The organism is Bradyrhizobium sp. 33ap4, assembly GCF_032654765.1.
In the GTDB taxonomy this organism is placed as follows: Bacteria; Pseudomonadota; Alphaproteobacteria; order Rhizobiales; family Xanthobacteraceae; genus Bradyrhizobium; species Bradyrhizobium australafricanum.
This window is the reverse complement of the sequence record NZ_JAUMTJ010000097.1, coordinates 1-20,357: the sequence shown is the minus strand read 5'-3', so window position 1 is coordinate 20,357 and position 20,357 is coordinate 1. Positions and strand designations below refer to the sequence as shown.

The 20,357-nt window shown below is 65.1% G+C and carries 18 protein-coding genes; 10 read left to right on the top strand and 8 right to left on the bottom strand.

The window, feature by feature from the left end; genetic code table 11:
* The first annotated feature begins 355 nt into the window (after nt 1–355).
* The 7 genes from fabD to gmk all read left to right on the top strand — a co-directional run bounded on the left by fabD (nt 356) and on the right by gmk (nt 7,094).
* Complete coding sequence (fabD, locus tag Q2M23_RS41015; protein WP_076831955.1) at nt 356–1,309, top strand: ACP S-malonyltransferase; 954 nt, start codon at nt 356–358, stop codon at nt 1,307–1,309.
* A gap of 21 nt (nt 1,310–1,330) precedes the next feature.
* Nucleotides 1,331–2,068, top strand: coding sequence for a 3-oxoacyl-[acyl-carrier-protein] reductase (fabG, locus tag Q2M23_RS41010; protein ID WP_076831958.1), 738 nt, complete (start codon nt 1,331–1,333; stop codon nt 2,066–2,068).
* Between the two features lie 289 nt (nt 2,069–2,357).
* The gene (locus tag Q2M23_RS41005; protein ID WP_002716125.1) at nt 2,358–2,597 is read left to right on the top strand and encodes an acyl carrier protein; all 240 of its coding nucleotides are present in this window, start codon (nt 2,358–2,360) and stop codon (nt 2,595–2,597) included.
* 96 nt (nt 2,598–2,693) lie between these two features.
* Nucleotides 2,694–3,959 (top strand): beta-ketoacyl-ACP synthase II, encoded by a 1,266-nt coding sequence (fabF, locus tag Q2M23_RS41000; RefSeq protein ID WP_316399112.1) that lies wholly within the window; start codon nt 2,694–2,696, stop codon nt 3,957–3,959.
* Nucleotides 3,960–4,086: 127 nt separating this feature from the next.
* On the top strand, nt 4,087–5,337 hold the full coding sequence (gene mltG / locus Q2M23_RS40995) for an endolytic transglycosylase MltG (protein ID WP_076831963.1): 1,251 nt from the start codon (nt 4,087–4,089) through the stop codon (nt 5,335–5,337).
* A gap of 212 nt (nt 5,338–5,549) precedes the next feature.
* Nucleotides 5,550–6,437: a YicC/YloC family endoribonuclease gene (locus tag Q2M23_RS40990; RefSeq protein ID WP_316399111.1), complete on the top strand. Its 888-nt coding sequence runs from the start codon at nt 5,550–5,552 to the stop codon at nt 6,435–6,437.
* A 3-nt stretch (nt 6,438–6,440) separates the two neighbouring features.
* Nucleotides 6,441–7,094 (top strand): guanylate kinase, encoded by a 654-nt coding sequence (gmk, locus tag Q2M23_RS40985; RefSeq protein ID WP_057020053.1) that lies wholly within the window; start codon nt 6,441–6,443, stop codon nt 7,092–7,094.
* Between the two features lie 59 nt (nt 7,095–7,153).
* Here the strand turns inward: gmk and Q2M23_RS40980 are convergent, their stop codons facing one another.
* The 8 genes from Q2M23_RS40980 to lptF all read right to left on the bottom strand — a co-directional run bounded on the left by Q2M23_RS40980 (nt 7,154) and on the right by lptF (nt 17,289).
* Nucleotides 7,154–8,260, bottom strand: coding sequence for a hypothetical protein (locus Q2M23_RS40980; protein ID WP_316399110.1), 1,107 nt, complete (start codon nt 8,258–8,260; stop codon nt 7,154–7,156).
* 291 nt (nt 8,261–8,551) lie between these two features.
* Nucleotides 8,552–9,610, bottom strand: a complete 1,059-nt coding sequence (locus Q2M23_RS40975; RefSeq protein ID WP_316399109.1) for an alcohol dehydrogenase — start codon at nt 9,608–9,610, stop codon at nt 8,552–8,554.
* Nucleotides 9,611–9,629: 19 nt separating this feature from the next.
* On the bottom strand, nt 9,630–10,484 hold the full coding sequence (gene rsmA, locus Q2M23_RS40970; protein WP_316399108.1) for a 16S rRNA (adenine(1518)-N(6)/adenine(1519)-N(6))-dimethyltransferase RsmA: 855 nt from the start codon (nt 10,482–10,484) through the stop codon (nt 9,630–9,632).
* Nucleotides 10,485–11,486, bottom strand: a complete 1,002-nt coding sequence (gene pdxA, locus Q2M23_RS40965) for a 4-hydroxythreonine-4-phosphate dehydrogenase PdxA (protein WP_076831975.1) — start codon at nt 11,484–11,486, stop codon at nt 10,485–10,487.
* Between the two features lie 17 nt (nt 11,487–11,503).
* Complete coding sequence (locus Q2M23_RS40960; protein WP_143271139.1) at nt 11,504–12,451, bottom strand: SurA N-terminal domain-containing protein; 948 nt, start codon at nt 12,449–12,451, stop codon at nt 11,504–11,506.
* A gap of 82 nt (nt 12,452–12,533) precedes the next feature.
* Nucleotides 12,534–14,951: an LPS-assembly protein LptD gene (locus Q2M23_RS40955; RefSeq protein ID WP_225159076.1), complete on the bottom strand. Its 2,418-nt coding sequence runs from the start codon at nt 14,949–14,951 to the stop codon at nt 12,534–12,536.
* Between the two features lie 77 nt (nt 14,952–15,028).
* On the bottom strand, nt 15,029–16,126 hold the full coding sequence (gene lptG / locus Q2M23_RS40950) for an LPS export ABC transporter permease LptG (protein WP_028335173.1): 1,098 nt from the start codon (nt 16,124–16,126) through the stop codon (nt 15,029–15,031).
* Nucleotides 16,123–17,289 (bottom strand): LPS export ABC transporter permease LptF, encoded by a 1,167-nt coding sequence (gene lptF / locus Q2M23_RS40945; protein ID WP_016847429.1) that lies wholly within the window; start codon nt 17,287–17,289, stop codon nt 16,123–16,125. Before lptF ends, lptG begins: the two co-directional genes overlap by 4 nt.
* A 369-nt stretch (nt 17,290–17,658) precedes the next feature.
* On the opposite strand from lptF, the gene Q2M23_RS40940 reads away from it, so the two are divergent.
* The 3 genes from Q2M23_RS40940 (at nt 17,659) to Q2M23_RS40930 (ending at nt 20,285) form a co-directional block, all read left to right on the top strand.
* The gene (locus Q2M23_RS40940; protein WP_310884763.1) at nt 17,659–19,161 is read left to right on the top strand and encodes a leucyl aminopeptidase; all 1,503 of its coding nucleotides are present in this window, start codon (nt 17,659–17,661) and stop codon (nt 19,159–19,161) included.
* Nucleotides 19,162–19,176: 15 nt separating this feature from the next.
* A complete protein-coding gene (locus Q2M23_RS40935) occupies nt 19,177–19,629 on the top strand; it encodes a DNA polymerase III subunit chi (RefSeq protein ID WP_057019887.1) in 453 nt (150 codons plus the stop codon).
* A gap of 101 nt (nt 19,630–19,730) precedes the next feature.
* A complete protein-coding gene (locus Q2M23_RS40930) occupies nt 19,731–20,285 on the top strand; it encodes a hypothetical protein (RefSeq protein ID WP_083715152.1) in 555 nt (184 codons plus the stop codon).
* The last annotated feature ends 72 nt before the right edge of the window (nt 20,286–20,357 follow it).

Genomic DNA, 20,357 nt, shown 5'->3' with positions numbered 1-20,357 from the left:
CTAGTGTCCTTATCGAATCCGAAGTTCGCTCCGAAGGTGCGGCAAATGATGCGAACTTCGGATTCGGGACACTAGCCCGGAGCCGGGACCGGCATCCCCAGGGTTCCTCTGGCGCGGCTTGACAGCACCGCCTCCGTCAGTGTCTTACGGCCCGGTCCGGGGCCGGTTGCAAGGCTGGGCTGCCAAGGCTGGGCTGCCAAGGCTTGGTTGCCAAGGCCTGATTGCCAAGGCTTGGTTGCAAGGGATTGGCCCGGACCCGCTGTGGCGCGTTTTGCGCGACGCGGATACCGTTTTCCCCTGCGGCAGGCGTAAAGCGCCTGCGCGGAGATCACGCTCAACAAGGTAGGGATCGCCGATGACGGCAGCATTTACGTTTCCCGGGCAGGGCTCGCAGGCGGTTGGCATGGGCAAGGCCCTGGCCGACGCCTTTCCGGCGGCCAGGGCGGTGTTCGACGAGGTCGATTCCGCGCTGGGCGAGAAGCTGACCGCGATCATCTGGGATGGTCCCGGCGAGACATTGCAGCTCACCGAAAATGCCCAGCCCGCCCTGATGGCGGTGTCGATCGCCACATTGCGCGTGCTCGAGAGCGAGGCCGGCTTTTCGGTCGGCCGCAATGCGGCCTTTGTTGCCGGACACTCGCTCGGCGAGTATTCGGCGCTGGCCGCCGCCGGGAGCCTCTCCGTCAGCGACACCGCGCGGCTGCTCCGCACCCGCGGGCTCGCGATGCAGAAGGCGGTGCCGGTCGGCGTCGGTGCGATGGCCGCACTGCTCGGTCTCGACTACGAAACCGCCGTGGCGGTCGCCAACGAGGCGGCGCAGGGACAAGTCTGCCACGCCGCCAACGACAATGGCGGCGGCCAGGTGGTGGTCTCCGGCGACAAGGCCGCCGTCGATCGCGCGGTCGAAATTGCCAAGACCAAGGGCGCCAAGCGCGCCATGCTGCTGCCGGTGTCGGCGCCGTTCCATTGCAAGCTGATGCAGCCGGCGGCCGATGCGATGGCAGAGGCGCTGTCGGGGGTGACCATCAAGGCGCCCGCGGCGCCGCTGGTCTCCAACGTGCTGGCCTCCGCCATCACCGATCCCGACGAGATCCGCCGCCGCCTGATCGAGCAGGTCACGGGCACCGTGCGCTGGCGCGAGTCGGTTGCCTATATGGCAGGGCAGGGCGTGACGCGGTTCTTCGAGATCGGCGCCGGCAAGGTGCTGAGCGGCCTCGTCAAGCGCATTGCCGACGGCGCGGTCGGCGTGTCCGTCGGCGGTCCGAACGATATCGCTGTGGCCAAGGACGCGCTCGCGGCTTCGGCTTGAAGCAGCCGGAAGGAGAATTCGATGTTTGATCTGACTGGCAAGACGGCGCTCGTCACGGGCGCAACCGGCGGCATCGGCGGCGCGATCGCGCAGGCGCTGCATGCGCAGGGCGCGACGGTAGCGATCTCGGGGACGCGGCGCGAGGTGCTGGACGGCTTTGCGGCCAAGCTCGGCGAGCGCGTGCATGTCCTGCCGTGCAATCTCTCCAGCAAGGATGATGTCGAGGCGCTGGTGCCGGCAGCGGAAGCTGCGATGGGGCAGGTCGACATCCTGATCGCCAACGCCGGCATCACCCGCGACAACCTGTTCGTGCAGCTGCGCGACGAGGATTGGGACGACGTGATCGCTGTCAACCTGACCGCGACGTTCCGCCTGGCGCGCGCGGCGACCAAGCTGATGATGCGCAAGCGCTTCGGCCGCATCATCGCGATCACCTCGATCGTCGGCGTCACCGGCAATCCGGGGCAGGGCAACTACACCGCGTCGAAGGCCGGCATCATCGGCCTGATCAAGACGCTGGGCGCCGAATACGCCAAGCGCGGCGTGACCGCCAATTGCATCGCGCCGGGTTTCATCAAGACGCCGATGACCGATGCGCTCAACGACAAGCAGCGCGAATCCATCCTGGCGAAGGTTCCTGCGGCGCGGCTCGGAACGCCCGAGGACATCGCCGCCGCGGCGGTCTATCTGGCCTCGAACGAGGCCGCCTACGTCACCGGACAGACGATCCACGTCAACGGCGGGATGGCTATGATTTGAGCTACTGGCCGCCTCTCGCAATGCGGCGAAAAGCCGTTTTCGGGAGCCGGTTCAGGCGTGTAGTCAAGGCTTTGGAAGTATGGTAGCTGAAGCCCCCGTGGATGGGCGAAGAACGCCATTGCAGGATTTTGAAACCCTGTATATTGGCGTGGCGACGCCTGCCGTTCGCCGGGGCTTTAATCGGCTACGACCGGGCCGAATCAAGACTATGCGCGACTGAGTAATCGAGACGACCACGATGGCTCGTATCGTCTTGGGGTCGGGTCCAATGGAACAACGAGGTTGAACGATGAGTGAGATTGGCGAGCGGGTTAAGAAGATTGTGGTCGAGCACCTTGGTGTCGAACCCGAGAAGGTGGTCGATAGCGCGAGCTTCATCGATGACCTCGGCGCCGACAGCCTCGACACCGTCGAGCTCGTGATGGCATTCGAAGAAGAATTCGGTTGCGAGATTCCCGACGACGCGGCGGAGACGATTCTGACCGTTGGCGACGCGACCAAGTTTCTCGAGAAGAACGCGAAGAGCTGACGCCGATCGCGAAGTTGACGGGGCCGGACGGACCGTGATCGAGCGGTCCCCCGGCTTCTTATTATCAGCCGCGCATTGCTGGCCGGAGAGGTGGAAATGAGACGAGTTGTCGTCACGGGGCTGGGCATGCTTACACCGCTCGGCTGCGGCGTTGACGCAACTTGGGCGCGCATCCTCGCCGGAGACAGCGGCGGCAAGAAGATCGACACGTTCGACGTGTCCGACCTGCCGAGCCAGGTCGCCTGCTACATTCCGCGTGGCGACGGCACTGGCGGCACCTTCAATCCCGATCAGTGGATGGAGCCGAAAGACCAGCGCAAGGTCGACGACTTCATCGTCTATGCGATGTGCGCGGCCAAGCAGGCGCTGGACGATGCCGACTGGCATCCGAAGTCGGACGAGGACCAGTTCGCCACCGGCACGATGATCGGCTCCGGCATCGGCGGCCTCACCGGCATTGCCGAGACTGCGGTGCTGCTGAAGGAGCGCGGACCGCGCAGGGTCTCTCCGTTCTTCATTCCGGGCCGCCTGATCAATCTGGCCTCCGGCTATGTCTCGATCGAGCACGGCCTGAAGGGGCCCAATCATGCGGTGGTCACGGCGTGCTCGACCGGCGCGCATGCGGTCGGCGACGCGGCGCGGCTGATCGCGCTCGGCGACGCCGAGGTGATGGTCGCCGGCGGCGCCGAATCGCCGATCTCGCGCATCGGCATCGCCGGCTTCTGCGCGGCGCGTGCGCTGTCCACCGGCTTCAACGAGACCCCGGAAAAGGCATCGCGGCCGTACGACAAGGATCGCGACGGCTTCGTGATGGGCGAGGGCGCCGGCGTCCTCGTGCTCGAGGAATACGAGCACGCGAAGCGCCGCGGCGCGAAGATCTATGCCGAGGTGACCGGCTATGGCCTGTCGGGCGATGCCTTCCACATCACCTCGCCGCCGCCGGACGGCAATGGCGGCTTCCGCAGCATGACCATGGCGCTGAAGCGCGCCGCCCTCGCGGCATCCGACCTCGACTACATCAATGCGCACGGCACCTCGACGCAGGTCGGCGACGAGATCGAGCTCGGCGCGGTCGAGCGTCTGCTCGGCAATGCGGCCTCGAAGGTTTCGATGTCGTCGACCAAGTCCGCGACCGGACATCTGCTCGGTGCGGCCGGTGCGATCGAGGCGATCTTCGCGATCCTGGCGATTCGCGATAACGTGGTGCCGCCGACCATCAATCTCGACAATCCGTCGGTGCAAACGGCGATCGATCTTGTGCCGCATACGTCGCGCAAGCGTGACGTCAATGTGGCGCTGTCCAATTCCTTCGGTTTCGGTGGCACCAACGCTTCCGTGATCGTGCAGCGCGTGACCAATTAGTAGGTCGTTAGAACTAGTCCACCGTTTTGCCGTATTCCGCGGTGACTCCTAATAGCGGGCGTATGCTATTGGCAGGGCAGGGGTTTGCCCGGCCACGATTCAACCGGCAGGATATTGGTTTGCATCGATGAGTGAGAGGCCGCCCATTTCACCGAGGAGTCCACGCGCCGCGCTGGAGCCCGAACAGCTTCCGCCGCCGCCCAAGCGCTCGGATCGCGCCCGCAATCCCTTCGTGATCGTCGGCAATGCCATCTTCACCATCCTGATCATCCTGATGATCGGCGCCGGCGCGACGTATTACTACGGCAAGCAGGCGCTGGAATCGCCGGGACCGCTGCAGGAAGACAAGATCGTCAACATCCCGGCGCGCGCCGGCAAGCGTGACATTGCCGACGTGCTCTCGCGTGAGGGCGTGATCAACGTCAATCCGTGGGTCTTCATCGGTGGCGTGTTCGCGCTGAAGGCAAGCTCCGATCTCAAGCCAGGCGAATATTCGTTCCAGAAGAACGCCAGCCTGCGCGACGTCATCGCCACCATCGTCGACGGCAAGGTGGTGCAGCACGCCATCACGATACCGGAAGGCCTGACTTCCGAGCAGATCGTGACGCGGCTCTCCGACAACGACATCTTCACCGGCTCGGTGCGCGAGATCCCGCGCGAGGGCACGCTGCTGCCGGAGACCTACAAATTCCCGCGCGGCACCACGCGCGACCAGGTGATCCAGCGCCTGCAGCAGGCGCAGAAGCGCGTGCTCGCCGAAATCTGGGAACGCCGCAACACCGACACGCCGCTGAAATCGCCGGACCAGCTGGTCACGCTGGCCTCGATCGTCGAGAAGGAAACCGGCCGCGCCGACGAGCGCAGCCGCGTCGCCGCCGTGTTCGTGAACCGCCTGCGCCAGCGGATGAAGCTGCAGTCCGATCCGACCATCATCTATGGACTAGTGGGCGGCAAGGGAACGCTGGGCCGTCCGATCAAGCGCAGCGAAATCACGCAGCCGTCGCCCTACAACACCTATGTGATCGACGGCCTGCCGCCCGGACCGATCGCCAATCCCGGCCGCGCCTCGCTGGAGGCGACCGCCAATCCGGCGCGCACCCGCGACCTGTTCTTCGTCGCTGACGGAACAGGCGGCCACGCCTTCACCGAAACCTACGACCAGCACGCGAAGAACGTCGCCAAGCTGCGCGCGTCGGAAAAGCAGATCCAGAACGACACCGTCGAGCCCGCGGATGATCCGGCGCCCGCCGCCGCGACGCCCGGCGCCGACACCAATCCCACGGCGACGACGCCGAAGCCCACCAATCAAAAGAAGCCGCCGCGCGGTCGGCAGGGCGCAGCCCAACAGACCAATTCGCCGCCGGTGGTGCAGCGCTAAAGCGCGATCGTCATCGCGCTTTAGCTTCTTGTTTGAGCATGATCTTTCGGAAAACCGCCATACACTTTTCCGGATCATGCTGTAGCTCTGCATTTTCCGGTGGTGGAACGTAATTCCACTTTCACGGAATCCGTTTTAAGGTCGCACCGGCTCCCCACGAGTCTCGCAGGCTCCGGGTGAGTCCCATATCCTTCTGTTGGAGAGTTCACGCGATGGCGCTGTCGAGCATGACTGGCTTTGCCCGAAGCCATGGCGCAAGCGGTCCCTATACGTTCGAGTGGGAGCTGAAATCGGTCAATGCCAAGGGCTTTGACCTGCGGTTGCGGCTTCCGCCGGGCTGGGACGAACTGGAAGCGCTTGCCAAGAAGCGGGCCGGCGCGCTGCTGTCGCGCGGCACGGTCTACGCCAATCTCAGCGTCAAGCGCACCGACGCGGCGCAGACGATCCGGATCAATGAGGACGTGCTCGCCGCCGTGGTGAAGGTCGCCGGCACGCTCGCGCAGCGGATCGACGCGGTGGCGCCGAGCATCGACGGACTGCTCGGCATCAAGGGCGTCATTGAGGTGGTCGAGCCCGAGAGCAACGAGGACGAGGACAAGGCGGCGCGCGAGGCGGCGGCGATGGCCTTCGAGCAGGCGCTCGGCAGCCTTGTCGAGATGCGCCGCCGCGAGGGCGATGCGCTGGGGCAGATCCTGATGCAGCGGATGGACGAGGTCGAGCGGCTCGCCAGGCGCGCCGAGACCGCTCCCGGCCGCAAGCCCGAGGCGATCAAGGCGCGGCTGGCCGAGCAGATCGCGGCCCTGCTCGAGACGTCCGACCGCTTCGATGCCGACCGCCTGAACCAGGAGGCGATCCTGATCGCCACCAAGGCCGACATCCGCGAGGAACTCGACCGCATCGCCTCGCACATCGCCCAGGCGCGCGAGATGATCGGCAAGGGCGGTCCGGTCGGGCGCCGGCTCGACTTCCTCGCCCAGGAATTCAATCGCGAGGTAAACACCTGCTGCTCGAAGTCGAACGACGTCGAGCTGACCAACACCGGGCTTGAAATGAAGAACGTGGTCGAGCAGTTCCGCGAACAGGTCCAGAATCTGGAGTGAATGATGACGGCGCAGGGTTTTGACGGCGTAGAGCGGCGCGGACTGATGTTCGTGCTGTCGTCGCCGTCGGGCGCCGGCAAGACGACGCTGTCGCGCATGCTGCTGGAGCGCGAGCCGGGCCTGAAGATGTCGGTGTCGGCGACGACGCGGCCGATGCGGCCGGGCGAGGTCGAGGGCCGCGATTACTTCTTCGTCGACAAGAAGAAATTCGAGAAGATGGTCGAGCACGGTGAACTGCTCGAATGGGCCACCGTATTCGACAACCGCTACGGCACGCCAAGTGCGCCGGTCGAGGCCGCCCTAGCGGTGGGGCAGGATGTTCTGTTCGATATCGACTGGCAGGGCACGCAACAGCTCCACCAGAAAGCCAGCGCCGATGTGGTGCGGGTGTTCATCCTGCCGCCGTCGGCCGCCGATCTCGAGAGGCGGCTGCATACCCGGGCGCAGGATTCGGAAGAGGTCATCCGCGGACGGATGAGCCGCGCCAGTCATGAGCTGAGCCATTGGGCGGAATACGACTACATCGTCGTCAACCACAACGTCGACGATGCCTTTGCCGAGGTGCAGTCGATCCTGAAGGCCGAGCGCCTCAAGCGCGAGCGCCGCACCGGCCTTACCGAATTCGTGCGCGGCCTGCAGCGTCAGCTCGAGAAGTAGCGCGTTGCGGACGTGATGCGAGCGCATCACGTCCGTTTGCATTTTTTCCTAAGCGGACCTTAGTTCGTCGCGCTGCGCGCAAGCCGCTGCAGCATCGCGGCGATCTGCTTGTTGTCCTGCTCCCTTTGATCCCGATCACGCGCAGTCTCGCGACGTGGAGCAGGCTTCTCGGCGCGGCGTGGAGCGGGCGTCTCCGCGCGACGTGGAGCGGGCGTCTCCGCACGGCGCGGAACGGGCGTCTCGGCGCGGCGCGGCGCAGCCTCGGACAGCCGCAGCGGACGATCCCGGCTGACAACTGCCATCGGGGGCGCCGGCTCGGTGTGCAGCGAATCCCACGGCGCCTGCCACTCATCCTCGGTCTCGTAAGGCGGCGTACGCGTGCGGGTCAGCCGGAAAACCAGCGTGCTGACCAGGCCGGCCAGCGCCAGGGCTCCAACCATCACGATCAGCAGCATCTGCGTCGACGACGGTGACTTCTCCACGGACGCTTCGGCCGTGGCGGGGGCGGCAGGCGCCGGCGCGGCCGCCGGTTGCGGCGTCGTGTCTGCCTGCGCAACCGCGGTCGGCTGGTCTGCGGCGCGTCTGGTTCCGTTGGTTCCGGCCATGCTCGATGCATCCAGCCATCTGGCGTTCACGTCGGACGGCTGCGCGTTGGTACCGGTGGGCGGGGCTGCCGGGTCGGGCGTCGCTGCCGTTCCGCCGGCCTGGCCGGCGTCGGCGCTTGGCGCAGGTACGGCTGCGACCTGGGGCGAGGGCCATTCGGCATGGGCATCGGCGACTGATCTGCGCATCGCCGGCTGCTGCGGCGCGGGCTGGCTCTGCGGCGTCGGCTGGCTCTGTGGCGGCGTCGCGTCGGCCGTTGTGGTATCGGGCGCTGCTGCCGCTGGCGGCTGCTGCGTGCTCGTCGTCGCCGTCTTGGCGGCCTTGTTCTTGGCCTCGTTCTTGGCCTCGCCGAGATACCAGCACTTCTTCTTGCTGCGATCGAGATGGTAGAACCAGTGGCTTCCCGCAGGCGCGGTTCCCTTGGGCGCGGCCAGGCAGGTGTCCGCCGTGTTGTTGGTGCTATTGGCCGTATTGGCGGCGGTCTGGGCCATGGCGCTGCAACTGGCGCCGGCCAGGATGCTGGCGGCAAGCGCCGCAGCGAATTTCGCTGAACGATTTGACATACGCGTCCCCGGTATCTCTTTTTTAACGCAAACGCTGGAGATCCCAATCTCGGCAAAGAGTTGGGTCGCAATGCGCCGCAAATCCGGAACGGGTGGGGCTTAATTGGGGCTCGCGGCGTGCCGCAATTGCGGCGAGCCCGAGGCTGCGGAACGTGAACCGAACGATGGCTTGGTTCGACCGTCAGGTTCCATCGGAGCGGCCGCGTCCCGCTGACGGTAGCAGCACCGGCGGGACGTCATGTCTCAGCGTGATCTTTCGGAAAACCGCGTCACGCTCTTCCGGATCATGCTCTAGTTCTTCAGGACGATGCGTCCGACGACCTTGCCGGCGCGCAGCTCGTCGATCCATTTCTGGACGTCGGCCATCGGCTCTTCCTTCATCGGCGTCGGCTTGATCTTGCCGGCGCGGGCGAGCGCCATCAATTCCTGACCTTCGGCCAGCGTGCCGACCATGAAGCCTTCGATGGTCATGCGCTTGTACACCCACTGCACCATCGGCAGCGTGAATTGGCCGCCCATCAGGCCGGACACCACGATCTTGCCGCCGCGCGCGACCGTCGACACCGCAAACGCCATCGACTTCTCGTTGCCGGCAAAGTCGACGACGCCGTCGAAGCCGCCGTCGCTATCCTTCAGCATGCGCTTGACGACATCGGGCTCTGCCGGGTCATAGGCGGCCGCCGCGCCGTTTTTCAGCGCGGTCTCGCGCGCCGCGGGGCTGAGATCGGCAACCGTGATCGGCTGCTTGAACATCGCCTGCGCGAATGACAGGCCCATCATGCCGACGCCGCCAAGGCCGATCAGCAGCAAATTGCGTTGGCGCGGACGATCGACCAGGCGCTTCAGCGCGCCATAGGCGGTGACACCGGAGCACATCAGGGTGGCGGCCTGGTTGACCGGCAGCGGATCGTAATCGAGCAGGTATTTTGCGTCGGGCACCAGCACGTGGGTGGCGAAGCCGCCGTCGATCGAGACGCCGAGGAAGCGCTGCTTGACGCAGAGGTTCTCGTCGCCGGCGAGGCAGTCGCGGCACTGGCCGCAGCCGATCCAGGGGAAGACGGCCTTCTTCGTCCCGATCAGATCCTTCGGCGCATCGGGGCCGACCTCGTCGACCACGCCCGCGATCTCATGGCCGAGCGTGAAGGGCAGGGTCATGCCGCGGGTGGTGTCGAGCTTCTTGCCGCCGCCGAGATCGGCGTAGCCGTCCTGGATGTGGAGATCGGAATGGCACAGGCCGCAGCGCTCGATGCGCACCAGCACTTCGCGTCCCTGGGGCTTCGGCGTATCGACGATGGTTTCGCACAGCGGTGCATCGAATTTGACGAGGGATTGGCGAACCATACGCGCCATTACGTTTTCTCCTGTTGTTCTATTTTGTGGCCCGTATATCGGCCAATTCCCGGGCCATGGCAACAAAGCCCGCGACCGGAATGGTTTCGGCGCGCCGTGTCGCGTCGATATCGGCTGCGGCAGCAAGCCGCGCCGGATCGACCGACAGCGATTTCAAACTCTGGCGCAGCATCTTGCGGCGCTGGCCGAAGGCGGCGGCTGCGACCTGCTCGAGCATGCGGCGGTCGCACGGCTCGGGCGCGGCGCGCGGTATCACTCGTACCACCGAGGACGTGACCTTCGGTTGCGGCACGAAGGCCGCGGGCGATATGTCAAACAGGATCTTGGTCTCGGCGCGCCAGTTGGCGAGCACCGCGAGCCGGCCATACGCCTCCTCGTCCTCATGGGCGACGATGCGCTCGGCGACCTCGCGCTGGAACATCAGGACCATCATGTCGTACCAGGGCGGCCACGGCTCGATCGACAGCCAGTCGACCAGCAGCTGGGTCGCGATGTTGTAGGGCAGGTTGGCGACGATCTTGGCCTTGGCGCCATCGAGCAAGGGACGCGGGTCAAAGCGCTGCGCGTCGCCATGCACGATCTCGATGCGGCCGGGATAGCGCTTGGCGATATAGTCGAGCGCAGCCAGCGCCCGCTCGTCGCGCTCGATGGCGATCACGCGCTTGGCACCCAGCGCAAGCAGCGCGCGCGTCAAGCCGCCGGGACCGGGGCCGACCTCGATCACGGTGGAGTCTTCCAGCGGGCCCGCGGCGCGGGCAATGCGCGCGGTGAGGTTGAGATCGAGCAGAAAATTCTGGCCGAGCGATTTGCGCGCCGACAGCGAATGCTCGCGAATGACGTCGCGCAGCGGCGGCAGATCGTCGATCGTGCTCACTTAGCTTGATGCCGCGGCCATGCGCGCGGCGAGCCGGAGGGCGGCGATCAGGCTCGACGGATTGGCCTTGCCGGTGCCGGCGATATCGAATGCGGTGCCGTGATCGGGCGAGGTCCGGATGAAGGGCAGCCCCAGCGTGACGTTGACGGCGTCCTCGAACGCGACGGTCTTGATCGGGATCAGCGCCTGGTCGTGATACATGCAGATCGCGCAGTCGTAGGTCTTGCGCGCGGCTGCGTGGAACATGGTGTCGGCCGGCAGCGGGCCCCGGACGGCAATGCCGTCGCGGCGCAGGATCTCGACCGCGGGCGCGACGATCTCGACGTCTTCCATGCCGAGCGTGCCGTCTTCGCCGGCATGCGGATTGAGGCCGGCAATGGCGAGCCGCGGCGCCGCGAGGCTGAACCGCGCCTTCATGTCCGCGACCACGATCCGCGCGGTCGACACGATCAGGTCGGTCGTCAATTGCGCCAGCGCCTCGCGGACCGACACATGGATCGTCACCGGGACGACGGCGAGCGCCGGCGACCACAGCATCATCACCGGCTGCGGCGCGCGCCCGCCGTTTGCGGCAAGCTCGGCCAAGAACTCTGTATGGCCGGGATGTCGGAAGCCGGCGCGGTACAGCACGTTCTTGGCGATCGGATTGGTGACGACGGCGCTGGCCTTGCCGGCGGCGACATCGGCGACGGCCTGCCGGATCGATGCCAGCGCCGCATCGGCACTCGTGCCGTCGGGCTGGCCCGGTCGCGCCGTCACCGTCTTGCCGGTCGCAACCACGGGAAGGGCGCGTGCGAACGTCGTGGATGCCTCCGCGGCGCTGACCTCGGCCAACTCGACGGCAAGCCCGAGCGTCTTGGCGCGTTCGGCAAGCGCGGCGCGGTCGCCCAGCAGATAGAACGGCGGGAGATCGAGTTCGCGGCGGCGCAGCCATGCGGCGAGCGTGATGTCGGGGCCGATGCCTGCGGGCTCGCCGGATGTAAGTGCGAGAGGTTGAGCCATGCGTCAACGATAGTCGATCATCGCCCGCCTGGATATTCGATCATCGCGGCTTTTCGGACTTCCTGCAGGTAGGCCTTCGACTTCGCCTCGTACTTCTGCACGTACATCTTGTCGCGCATCTCACGCTTCTTCGGCGTGTCGACGGTGGTTGCCTTCCTGCCGCAGAGGGCGACCATTTCAACTCCCTGCTTGGTGACCTCGGGAGGGGTGAGGTGGCCGACCGGGGTCTTGTCCAGGATGTCGCGCAGCGACTGCGGCAGGTCGGCCGAGGTCTTCACGACGATCTCGCGGATCGCGGCGTTGCGCATCGACTTGAAGAAGGTGTTGGCTTCCTCGCAACTGGTGACGCGCTCGCGCAGGCTGTCCGCCTCCTTGCGGCGTCCCTCGAACTCCGACTGCGGCGCGCCGCGGGGCACGATCAGAACGACCGGCTGCATCCTGTATTCGAACGCCTCGGCCTCAGCCGCGCCTCCGGCCTCCTTGACCGCGTTGGCCACGTCCTTTTCGCCAACCTGCAGGCTTTCCTTGAAGCGGCCGCGGACCAGGCTGGTCCAGACCATGTCGGCCCTGATGCGTTGCTTTAGCGTATCCGGGCGGATGCCCTTGCCCTCGAGCACCTTGGTGAGCTGGTCGCCGGAAAGCCGCATCCGCTGCGCCATGCCGCCGAAGGACTGGTCGATATCGCCGGCGGAGGGATCGACGCCGAATTTCTTGGCTTCCTTGATCTTCAGCTTCTCATCGATCAGCTCGTCGAGGACGGTCTTCCGATCAGGCGTCTTGCCGCCGGTCAGGGCGTTCAGCTTGGCGCGCTGCTCGATGTCGTAATTGGTGATGGGCTCGCCATTGACCATCACGGCGATGGTCTGGGCATGCAGTCGCGCACCGCCTCCGAGCAGGAGGAAAAGAGCCAGCAGGGAACTCAACACTAGCTGATGGCGGCGCGTTGGCAGGCTACCGGTCGTCATTATCGTCATGTCAGCCGTTTAAACCAATTCAAGCCGGAGCCACAGGCCCGCAGGCAATCCAAGCACCCCGCCAGACCGCTCGCTACTGCATGCCAGCCGAACTGCTGGACGTGGAGGTCTGCGCGATCGTCCGCAGCCCGATCTGGAACATGAACGCGTGGCTGAGGACGGGCGGCGTCGAGCCGGCCTGATAGGTATAGGACGTGACATAGTTGGCGGCCAGCACGAAGCAGTCGTCCACATAGCCCGCGCCGAACGCGTACTGGTTGATTTTGTTCGCTTCAAGGTCCCAGCGCGCCGCGCCCTGAACCACCCAGTTCGCCGCCACCTTGATCGATCCGCTGGCGAGGATGCCTTCGCGGCGCGTCAAATAGCCAAGCTCCGGCTGCGCGGCATAGTCGCCGTACATCAGGCTGACCGACCAGCGGTCGAAGTTCGCGCTGGCCTGGGCCTCGAACCGGTTGATGTTCCAGGTCGCCTCGTCCATCCGCGAGCGGACGCTGAATGTGTAGGTGCGGTTGGGCGAGTAGGCGAGGCTCGCGACATAGTCCGAGCGCGGATTCTGCAGGCCGGAATCGATGCCGGTGTTGGTGACGTCCGCGACCGCGAACGAGTTCAGCCCGAACATCTGATAGGACTGTCCGAACATCGCCTTGACGCTGCCGCCGCGATCGAACTGCGTGGTGGCCTGCACGCCGACATTGGCGCGGCTGCCGCCTTCGACGCGGTCGTAGCCGGAGAATTTGTCGATCGCGAACAGGTTCGAGGTATCGAACACCAGGCTCTGCGCGTCCTCGTTCGGAAGCTTGCCGGCGCTGGGTTCGTCGGGCCGGATGATGACCTGCGCAATCGGCTCGATGGTCGTCGTGCCCCACGGCTGCACGTTGATGAAGGGGTAGCGGTATTCGAAGCCGACGGTCGGCATCAGGCGGACCGTCTGGGTGTCGCCGACCGGCAGGAAGTTGGAAACGCCCGGCTGGTTCGAGATGTCGGCGTTGATGGCATCGGCGCGGACACCGACGAACGGCGTCCAGATCTGGCCGAGCGGGTCGGTATAGGATTTACGCCACTGCGCCTCGGCGGTCAGCCTTGTGTAGGTGCCGGGCATGCCGCGCAGCAGGCACTGCGACGGCGTGCGCGCCATCGGGTCCGCGGATGTGGTCAGGCACAGGCCGTTGGTGTTGGCCGTCGTCGTGATCGGGTCGAACACCGCGGTTTCGCGGGTCAGGTTGGTGAAGTTCACCTTGTAGCTGAACTCGCCACCAAAGATCGGGCTGTTGATCACGTTGTTGTAGTCGATGACAGGCGCGACCACCGGAACCTGGTTCTGGTTGCCGGAGTAGCTGAGATAATAGATCGCGCGTGCGTCGAAGAAGCTGCGGTTGCCGACGCCGGTCAGATAGAGCTGCGAGATCGCCTCGGTCGGCAGCGACAGGAACGATCCGAACGGATCCTTGTACTGGGCCAGCCGGTAATCGGACATGAAGTAGTAGTCGGACAGCAGCACGCCGTCCCAGCCCCAGGTCCATTTGTCGTTCAGCGCGAACTGACCCTTGGTCTCGATGCCGCCGCGGAACTGGCGGTCACCGGGCTGGCCCTTGAAAGCGTCCTGATCGAGTTGGTCGATGCCGTAGAGCCGGATCTGGTAGGCGCCGTTCGACAGACGCTGGCGGAATTCGCCCTGGAACAGCACGCCCTGCTTCGAGGTGATGCGCGGATTGAACGTCGCGTCGAAGTCCGGCGCGAGCGCGAAGTAATAGGGGATTTCGACGCCGACGCCGAACGCCGAATACGTGGTGAAGCCCGGCATCAGGAAGCCGCTCTTGCGCTTCACGGTCGGATCGGGCGTCGAGAAATAGGGCAGATACGCCATCGGAACGCCGAAGAATTCGAGCTGGGCGTTCTCGAAATAGAGCATCTTCTCGGTCTGGTTATGGATGATGCGCGCGCCCTTGACCTGCCAGAGCGGCGGCTTCTTCGGATCATCCTTACAGGGCGCGCAGGCGGTATAAACGCCGTTGTCGAACACCGTGTAATTGCCGCTGGACCGATCGGCGCGGGTCGCCGCCATGCGGGTCTGGTCTTCGGTGTCGACGCGCAGCGAATCGACGAACCCGTCGCGGTAGTCGTCGCTGAGATCAAGGATGTTGGCGTAGGTGATCTTGCCTTCCGCATCGGTCATGCGGATGTTGCCTTCGGCATGAAGACGCTTGGTCTTCTGGTCGTAGATGACCTTGTCGGCCTCGACGCTGGTGCCGTTGTAGAACATCTGGACGTTGCCGACGGCCGAGATGCGCTGGTTGTTGTAGTCGTAATCGACCTCGGTCGCCTGAACGAGCATCTGCCCGTCATTCTTGGCCGGCGGGCGGGGCGGCTTCGGCGGACGCGGATTGTAGGTGAAGGCCTGCGCGGCAGCCGGCGTCGACGCGACAACATCGAGCGCGCTGACCACGACGAACGCGGCGAGGAGAGCTGAGATCGAAACGCCAAACGCGGCCATGCGGCTCCGTTGACGGCGCAGGACACTGCGCCGCCCGAGAGCAGGCGACCTCAACTGGCGGGCGGCGACGATAGCCACTACCCGTCCTCCTGGTACAGCAAGGCTAAGAAACCGGTGAGGCTGCCCACAACGACAGGCAACCACGCCGCAGCGATGGGATGCATCAACTCAGCCTTGCTCAAATCTTCAGTTACTTTCGACAGCACGTAGAGCAGAAAGCCTGCGCCCACGCCACTCAAAACCATCTTCTGCACGCCGCCCATCCGAAAGAAGCGGAGGCTCACAGAAGCCGCCAACATCACCATCGCAGCCAGCAAAAACGGCTGTGCGATGAGCTTGTGATACTGCAAGCGATAGCCAGCCGTCGCGAACCCTGAGCTCTCCGACGAACGGATGTAGTTCGGCAGTTGCCAAAAGGACACAGTTTCCGGGGTGGAGAAACTGTTGCGCACCTGTGCCGGGGTAAGGGTGGTGGTCAGGTAGAAGGTGTCCTGATCCACCGGAGGCTTATCGAGGGTGAATCGGCGCACGCCCTTGAATACCCAACGGCCGTCTTCGAGCGCCGCTTCGCGCGCTTCGATTCGCTCCTTGAACTGGAGCGCCGTATCGAATCGGAACACGGTGAGGCCGGTCAGCCGGACGCCCTGCTGCTCGCTGCGGGCCGCATTGATGATCGCCTGACCCTCGTCGTTGATCTGGTTCAGCCAGAAGCCGGACGCGTCCTGAATGCCGCCGCCGGGCGCCGAGCCGAACAGCTCGGCTTCCATCCGTTTGGACAGCTCGCGCAGATTGGCCGATACCGGATTGTAGGCGGTGGTCGCGAAGATGCCGAGCATGATCGCACTGGCCAGCGCCGGCGAGATGAATTGCCAGGCCGAGACGCCGGCGGCGCGGGCCACGACGAGCTCCAGCCGACGCGACAAAGCGAGGTAGCAGGTCATGGCGCCGATCAGCACGCAGAACGGCATCAGCTTCTCGAGCAGCTGCGGCACCCGGAATAGCGAAGTCTCCGCGACCGTGATCGCGGAGGCCGAGACGAGGCCCGACGTCTTGCGCACCATCTCGATGTAATCGACCAGCACGAGCAGCACGAAGATGCCAGCGAACACGCCCACCGCCGCGACCACGAAGCGGCCGGCGAAATAACGCCCGAGCGTGTTTGTGACCATGCTCATGCGGTTGCCGGCCTCCGGAAGAGGCGCGCAATGCGTTCGTTATTCCTGTTGATCGCTTCCATCAGCCGCGGCGGCGGTTCGACGACCACGCCGCCGACGATCATCCAGATGCCGATGCCGATGCCGCCGAACAGCATCAGATACTGCACCAGCGCCGCGAGCGGCGTCTTCACCGCCATGACCGAGCAGGCGAACCCGACCATGCGCAGGCCGAACACCGCGAATACCGAGCCGCCGATCGAGAAATTGCGGCTCTGGCGCGTGGTGCGCGGCGCGCCGAGGAAGGCGAAGGTGAGGGCAGCGAACGCAAACGGATAGATCGGCGCCATGAAGCGATCATGCAGCTCCGCGAAGAACTGGCCCGACAGCTGCTGATAGGTCTTGTCTTCCTCGTCCGGCCACATCAGCTCCCAGAGATAGCGCTCGCGAATCCCGAGCGTGACGTCGCGGCCCTGCGAGAATTTCGACATGTCAAAGGCGTAACGGGCGAACGCGACCAGCGCCGGATCACGCTTGCCAACCTCGAACCGTTGCAGATTGCCGTCATAGAGCACGAGGTACGAGCCTCGGTCGGTCTTCTGCACGGTGCCGTGGTCGGCGATGATGGTGACGCGCTCCTGCGGATCGCGGCGATCGTCGACGAAGACGCCGCCGAGCACGCCGCCGGGCAGGCGCTCGCGGATCCGGATCGTCAAGTTCTGGTCGAGTTGGGCGAAGCGGCCGGGCTGCAGGATGTTGGTCAGCACGTCGGCGGTGATCTCGGCGTCCCACTGCTTGATTCGACGCATGCCGTCGGGGGCGAGATAGGCGCCGATGAAGGCGACCAGCGCCGCCACCACGCAGGTGGCAAGGAAGAACGGCCGGAACAGCCGGATCGGTGAGAAGCCCGCCGCGTTCATGACGATGATTTCGGAATCGGTCGCGAGCTTGTTCAGCGTATGGGAGATCGCGATCATTAGCGCGATCGGGGCGATGATCAGCACCAGGGCGGGAATCACGAGACCGGTGATGCCAAGGAAGGTGAGGATGGTCTGACCCTGGCTGGTCATCAGATCGATGCCGCGCAGCGCTTGCGTAATCCAGATCACGCCGGTGAGGCTGACCAGGACAAGCGCAAACGACGCCAGCGTCGTCTTAAAGATGTACTTGTCGATCGACCCCATCGCTACCGCACGACCCCCAAGGCCCCCTGCACGCAACCAAACGCACGGCTCTCGACCATCCCCGTCAACCCGGGTTCCCCTATGGTCGAGCCGCGGACCCGTCCGGCTCACTCTCTAGTCATTCTCTCACTACCATCCCTTTGATCCGTCAGCAAAATGGCCGGGCCAAGGCACGCTTAATTTATGGTTAATTAATCGCTTTTGTGGCCTTCCGGCCACTCCGGCGCTTGGCAGCGGCGCAGCCGGCAGGTCATAGTGTATGACAAGCCCGGTCCGGGCTGGTTTCGGACCGCCATGCAATGCTCACCCCGCGTGCCGGAAGGACCGCCTCAGGTCCGAGCAACACCCTGAGTTCTGGAGGATTTTCCTATGTCCGACGCCGTCAAGGTCGGCTTTGTTCCGATCTCCGCGTCCGCTCGCGGTATTCTGGTGGTCTTTTGCGACGACCAATTGAAGCTGGGAGCCGCCACCCGGAAGGCGCTGGGAGTTGCCGCCGAGACGGTCAAGCGGGCCGCGGCCGCCAACCAGTTCAAGGGCAAGAGTGGGGCGGTCCTCGACATCCTGGCGCCGGAGGGAATCAAGGTCGAGCGGCTGATCGTGATCGGCACCGGCAAGGCGGCCGACCTCAAGGAGAAGGATTTTCTCAAGTTTGGCGGCGTGGCGGCCGGCAAGCTCAATGCCGGCAGCGGTTCGATGACCGTGGTCGCGGAACTGCCCGAAGCCGCGATGGCCGCCGGCCAGGCCGCCGCGATCGCCACCGGCATCCGTCTGCGCGCCTACAAGTTCGACCGCTACAAGACCAAGAAGAAGGACGGCGAGGACGGCGCCCTGCGGGCCGACGTCTCGATCGCCGTCGACGATGTTGCCGCCGCCAGGAAGGCCTACGCGCCTGAAGCGTCCGTCGTCGACGGTGTGTATTTGGCGCGTGAGCTCGTCAACGAGCCGCCGAACGTGCTGTATCCCGAGGAATTCGCACGCCGCGCCAGCCAGCTTCGCAAGCTCGGCGTCAGCGTCGAGGTGCTCGACGTCAAGGCGATGACCAAGCTCGGCATGGGCGCGCTGCTCGGCGTCGCGCAGGGATCGGCGCGACCCGGCCGCACCGTGATCATGCGCTGGAACGGCGGCAAGAAGAGCGAGGCGCCGGTCGCGTTCGTCGGCAAGGGCGTCTGCTTCGACACCGGCGGTATCTCCATCAAGTCGGCCGGCGGCATGGAGGATATGAAGGGTGACATGGGCGGTGCGGCCTGCGTGGTCGGGCTGATGCACGCGCTGGCGGCGCGCAAGGCCCGCGTCAATGCGGTCGGTGCCATCGGCCTTGTCGAGAACATGCCCGACGGCAATGCGCAGCGTCCGGGCGACATCGTCACCTCGATGTCCGGCCAGACCATCGAAATCATCAACACCGACGCCGAGGGACGCCTCGTGCTCGCCGACGTGCTCTGGTATGTCGCCAAGAAGTTCAAGCCGAAATTCATGGTCGATCTGGCCACGCTGACCGGCGCGATCATGGTCGCGCTCGGCACCGATCACGCCGGCATGTTCTCTAACAACGACGAGCTCGCCGAGCGGCTGGCCAAGGTCGGGCTCGAGACCGGCGAGAAGGTGTGGCGCATGCCGCTCGGTCCCGAATACGACAAGCAGATCGATTCGCAATTTGCCGACATGAAGAACACCGGCGGGCGCAACGGCGGCTCGATCACGGCAGCGCAATTCCTGCAGCGTTTCGTCGACGGCACGCCGTGGGCGCATCTCGACATCGCCGGCACCGCGATGGGCGCGCCGAAGACCGAGATCAATCAGAGCTGGGGTTCGGGTTATGGAGTCCGGCTGCTCGAGCGGCTGGTCTCCGACTATTATGAAGCCAGGAAATAGAGTGTCGGCCAGCGCATGACCGAGGTTCTGTTCTACCACCTGCAGAACATCACGCTGGAGAGCGTGCTGCCGCCGCTGCTCGAGAAGTCGCTCGAGCGCGGCTGGCGCGTGGTCGTGCAATCGACGTCACAGGAGCGTGCCGAGACGCTCGACGCGCATCTGTGGACCTACAGTGACGATTCGTTCCTGCCGCACGCGACCTCGCGCGTTGCCGACGCGCAGGACCAGCCGATCATCCTGTCGATCGAGGAGAGCAATCCGAATCGGGCCAATGTCCGCTTCCTGGTCGATAATGCGGCGCTGCCGGCCGACTGCGACAGCTACGAGCGGGTGGTCCTCGTGTTCAACGGCGACGACCCCGACGCGGTGGCCTCGGCCAGGGAAAGCTGGACCGCTTGCAAGGCGCGCGGCTTCGAGGTCACCTATTGGCAGACCGACGAGCGGGGACGCTGGCAGCGGCGCCAATAGCGATAGCTACTAATTAATGATAATTCGACGTTTCTTGGGGCGGGCCACGGTCATGCCGCAAAGTGATGTTCGGACAAGCCCTTAGGTAAGGGGTAGGAGCTTTGTCGATCGTGCGGGACGGAACATTCAGTCGGAAGTCGCTGCTGGCGTTGCTGGTGCTTGCACCGGGACTTGCCGGCTGTTCGGGCGCCGGATCCGACTTGTTTTCGCGCGATGCGGAATGGTTCTCGCGTCCCGGGCGGGTGTTCATCCGCAACATCTCGATCGAATCGCCGCCACTGACGCCGGACAAGCCGGTGACGAACGACGATCTCGTCAGTGCCGACGGCAGCTGTCCAGGCATGGCACCGCCGCCGGGCGCCACCGATGCCAACGCACAGGCCGGCGGTGCACCACCGCCGCAGCCAACGGGCGGCAGCGTTGCACTCGGCCACACTGAATGCGACGTCGTGCGCGGCATCGGCGCTCCCGACAGCGTCAACCTGTCCAGTGCTCCGGGCGGCGGGCGCGTTGCGGTCGTGACTTGGTCGCGCGGCGCGCGCGCCGGCATCTACACCTTTACCTCGGGGCGCCTGTCGTCCGTCGAGCGCGGCCCGGATCCCGTGCCCGAGCCGAAGCAGGCGAAGCCGAAGAAGAAAAAGACCTCGCACGGCTAGGTGGTGTGGACTCTAAGGATTCCCTTTTGAGAGCAAATCAGATTCAAGGCTTCTTTTTGGGAGGCGGCCTTG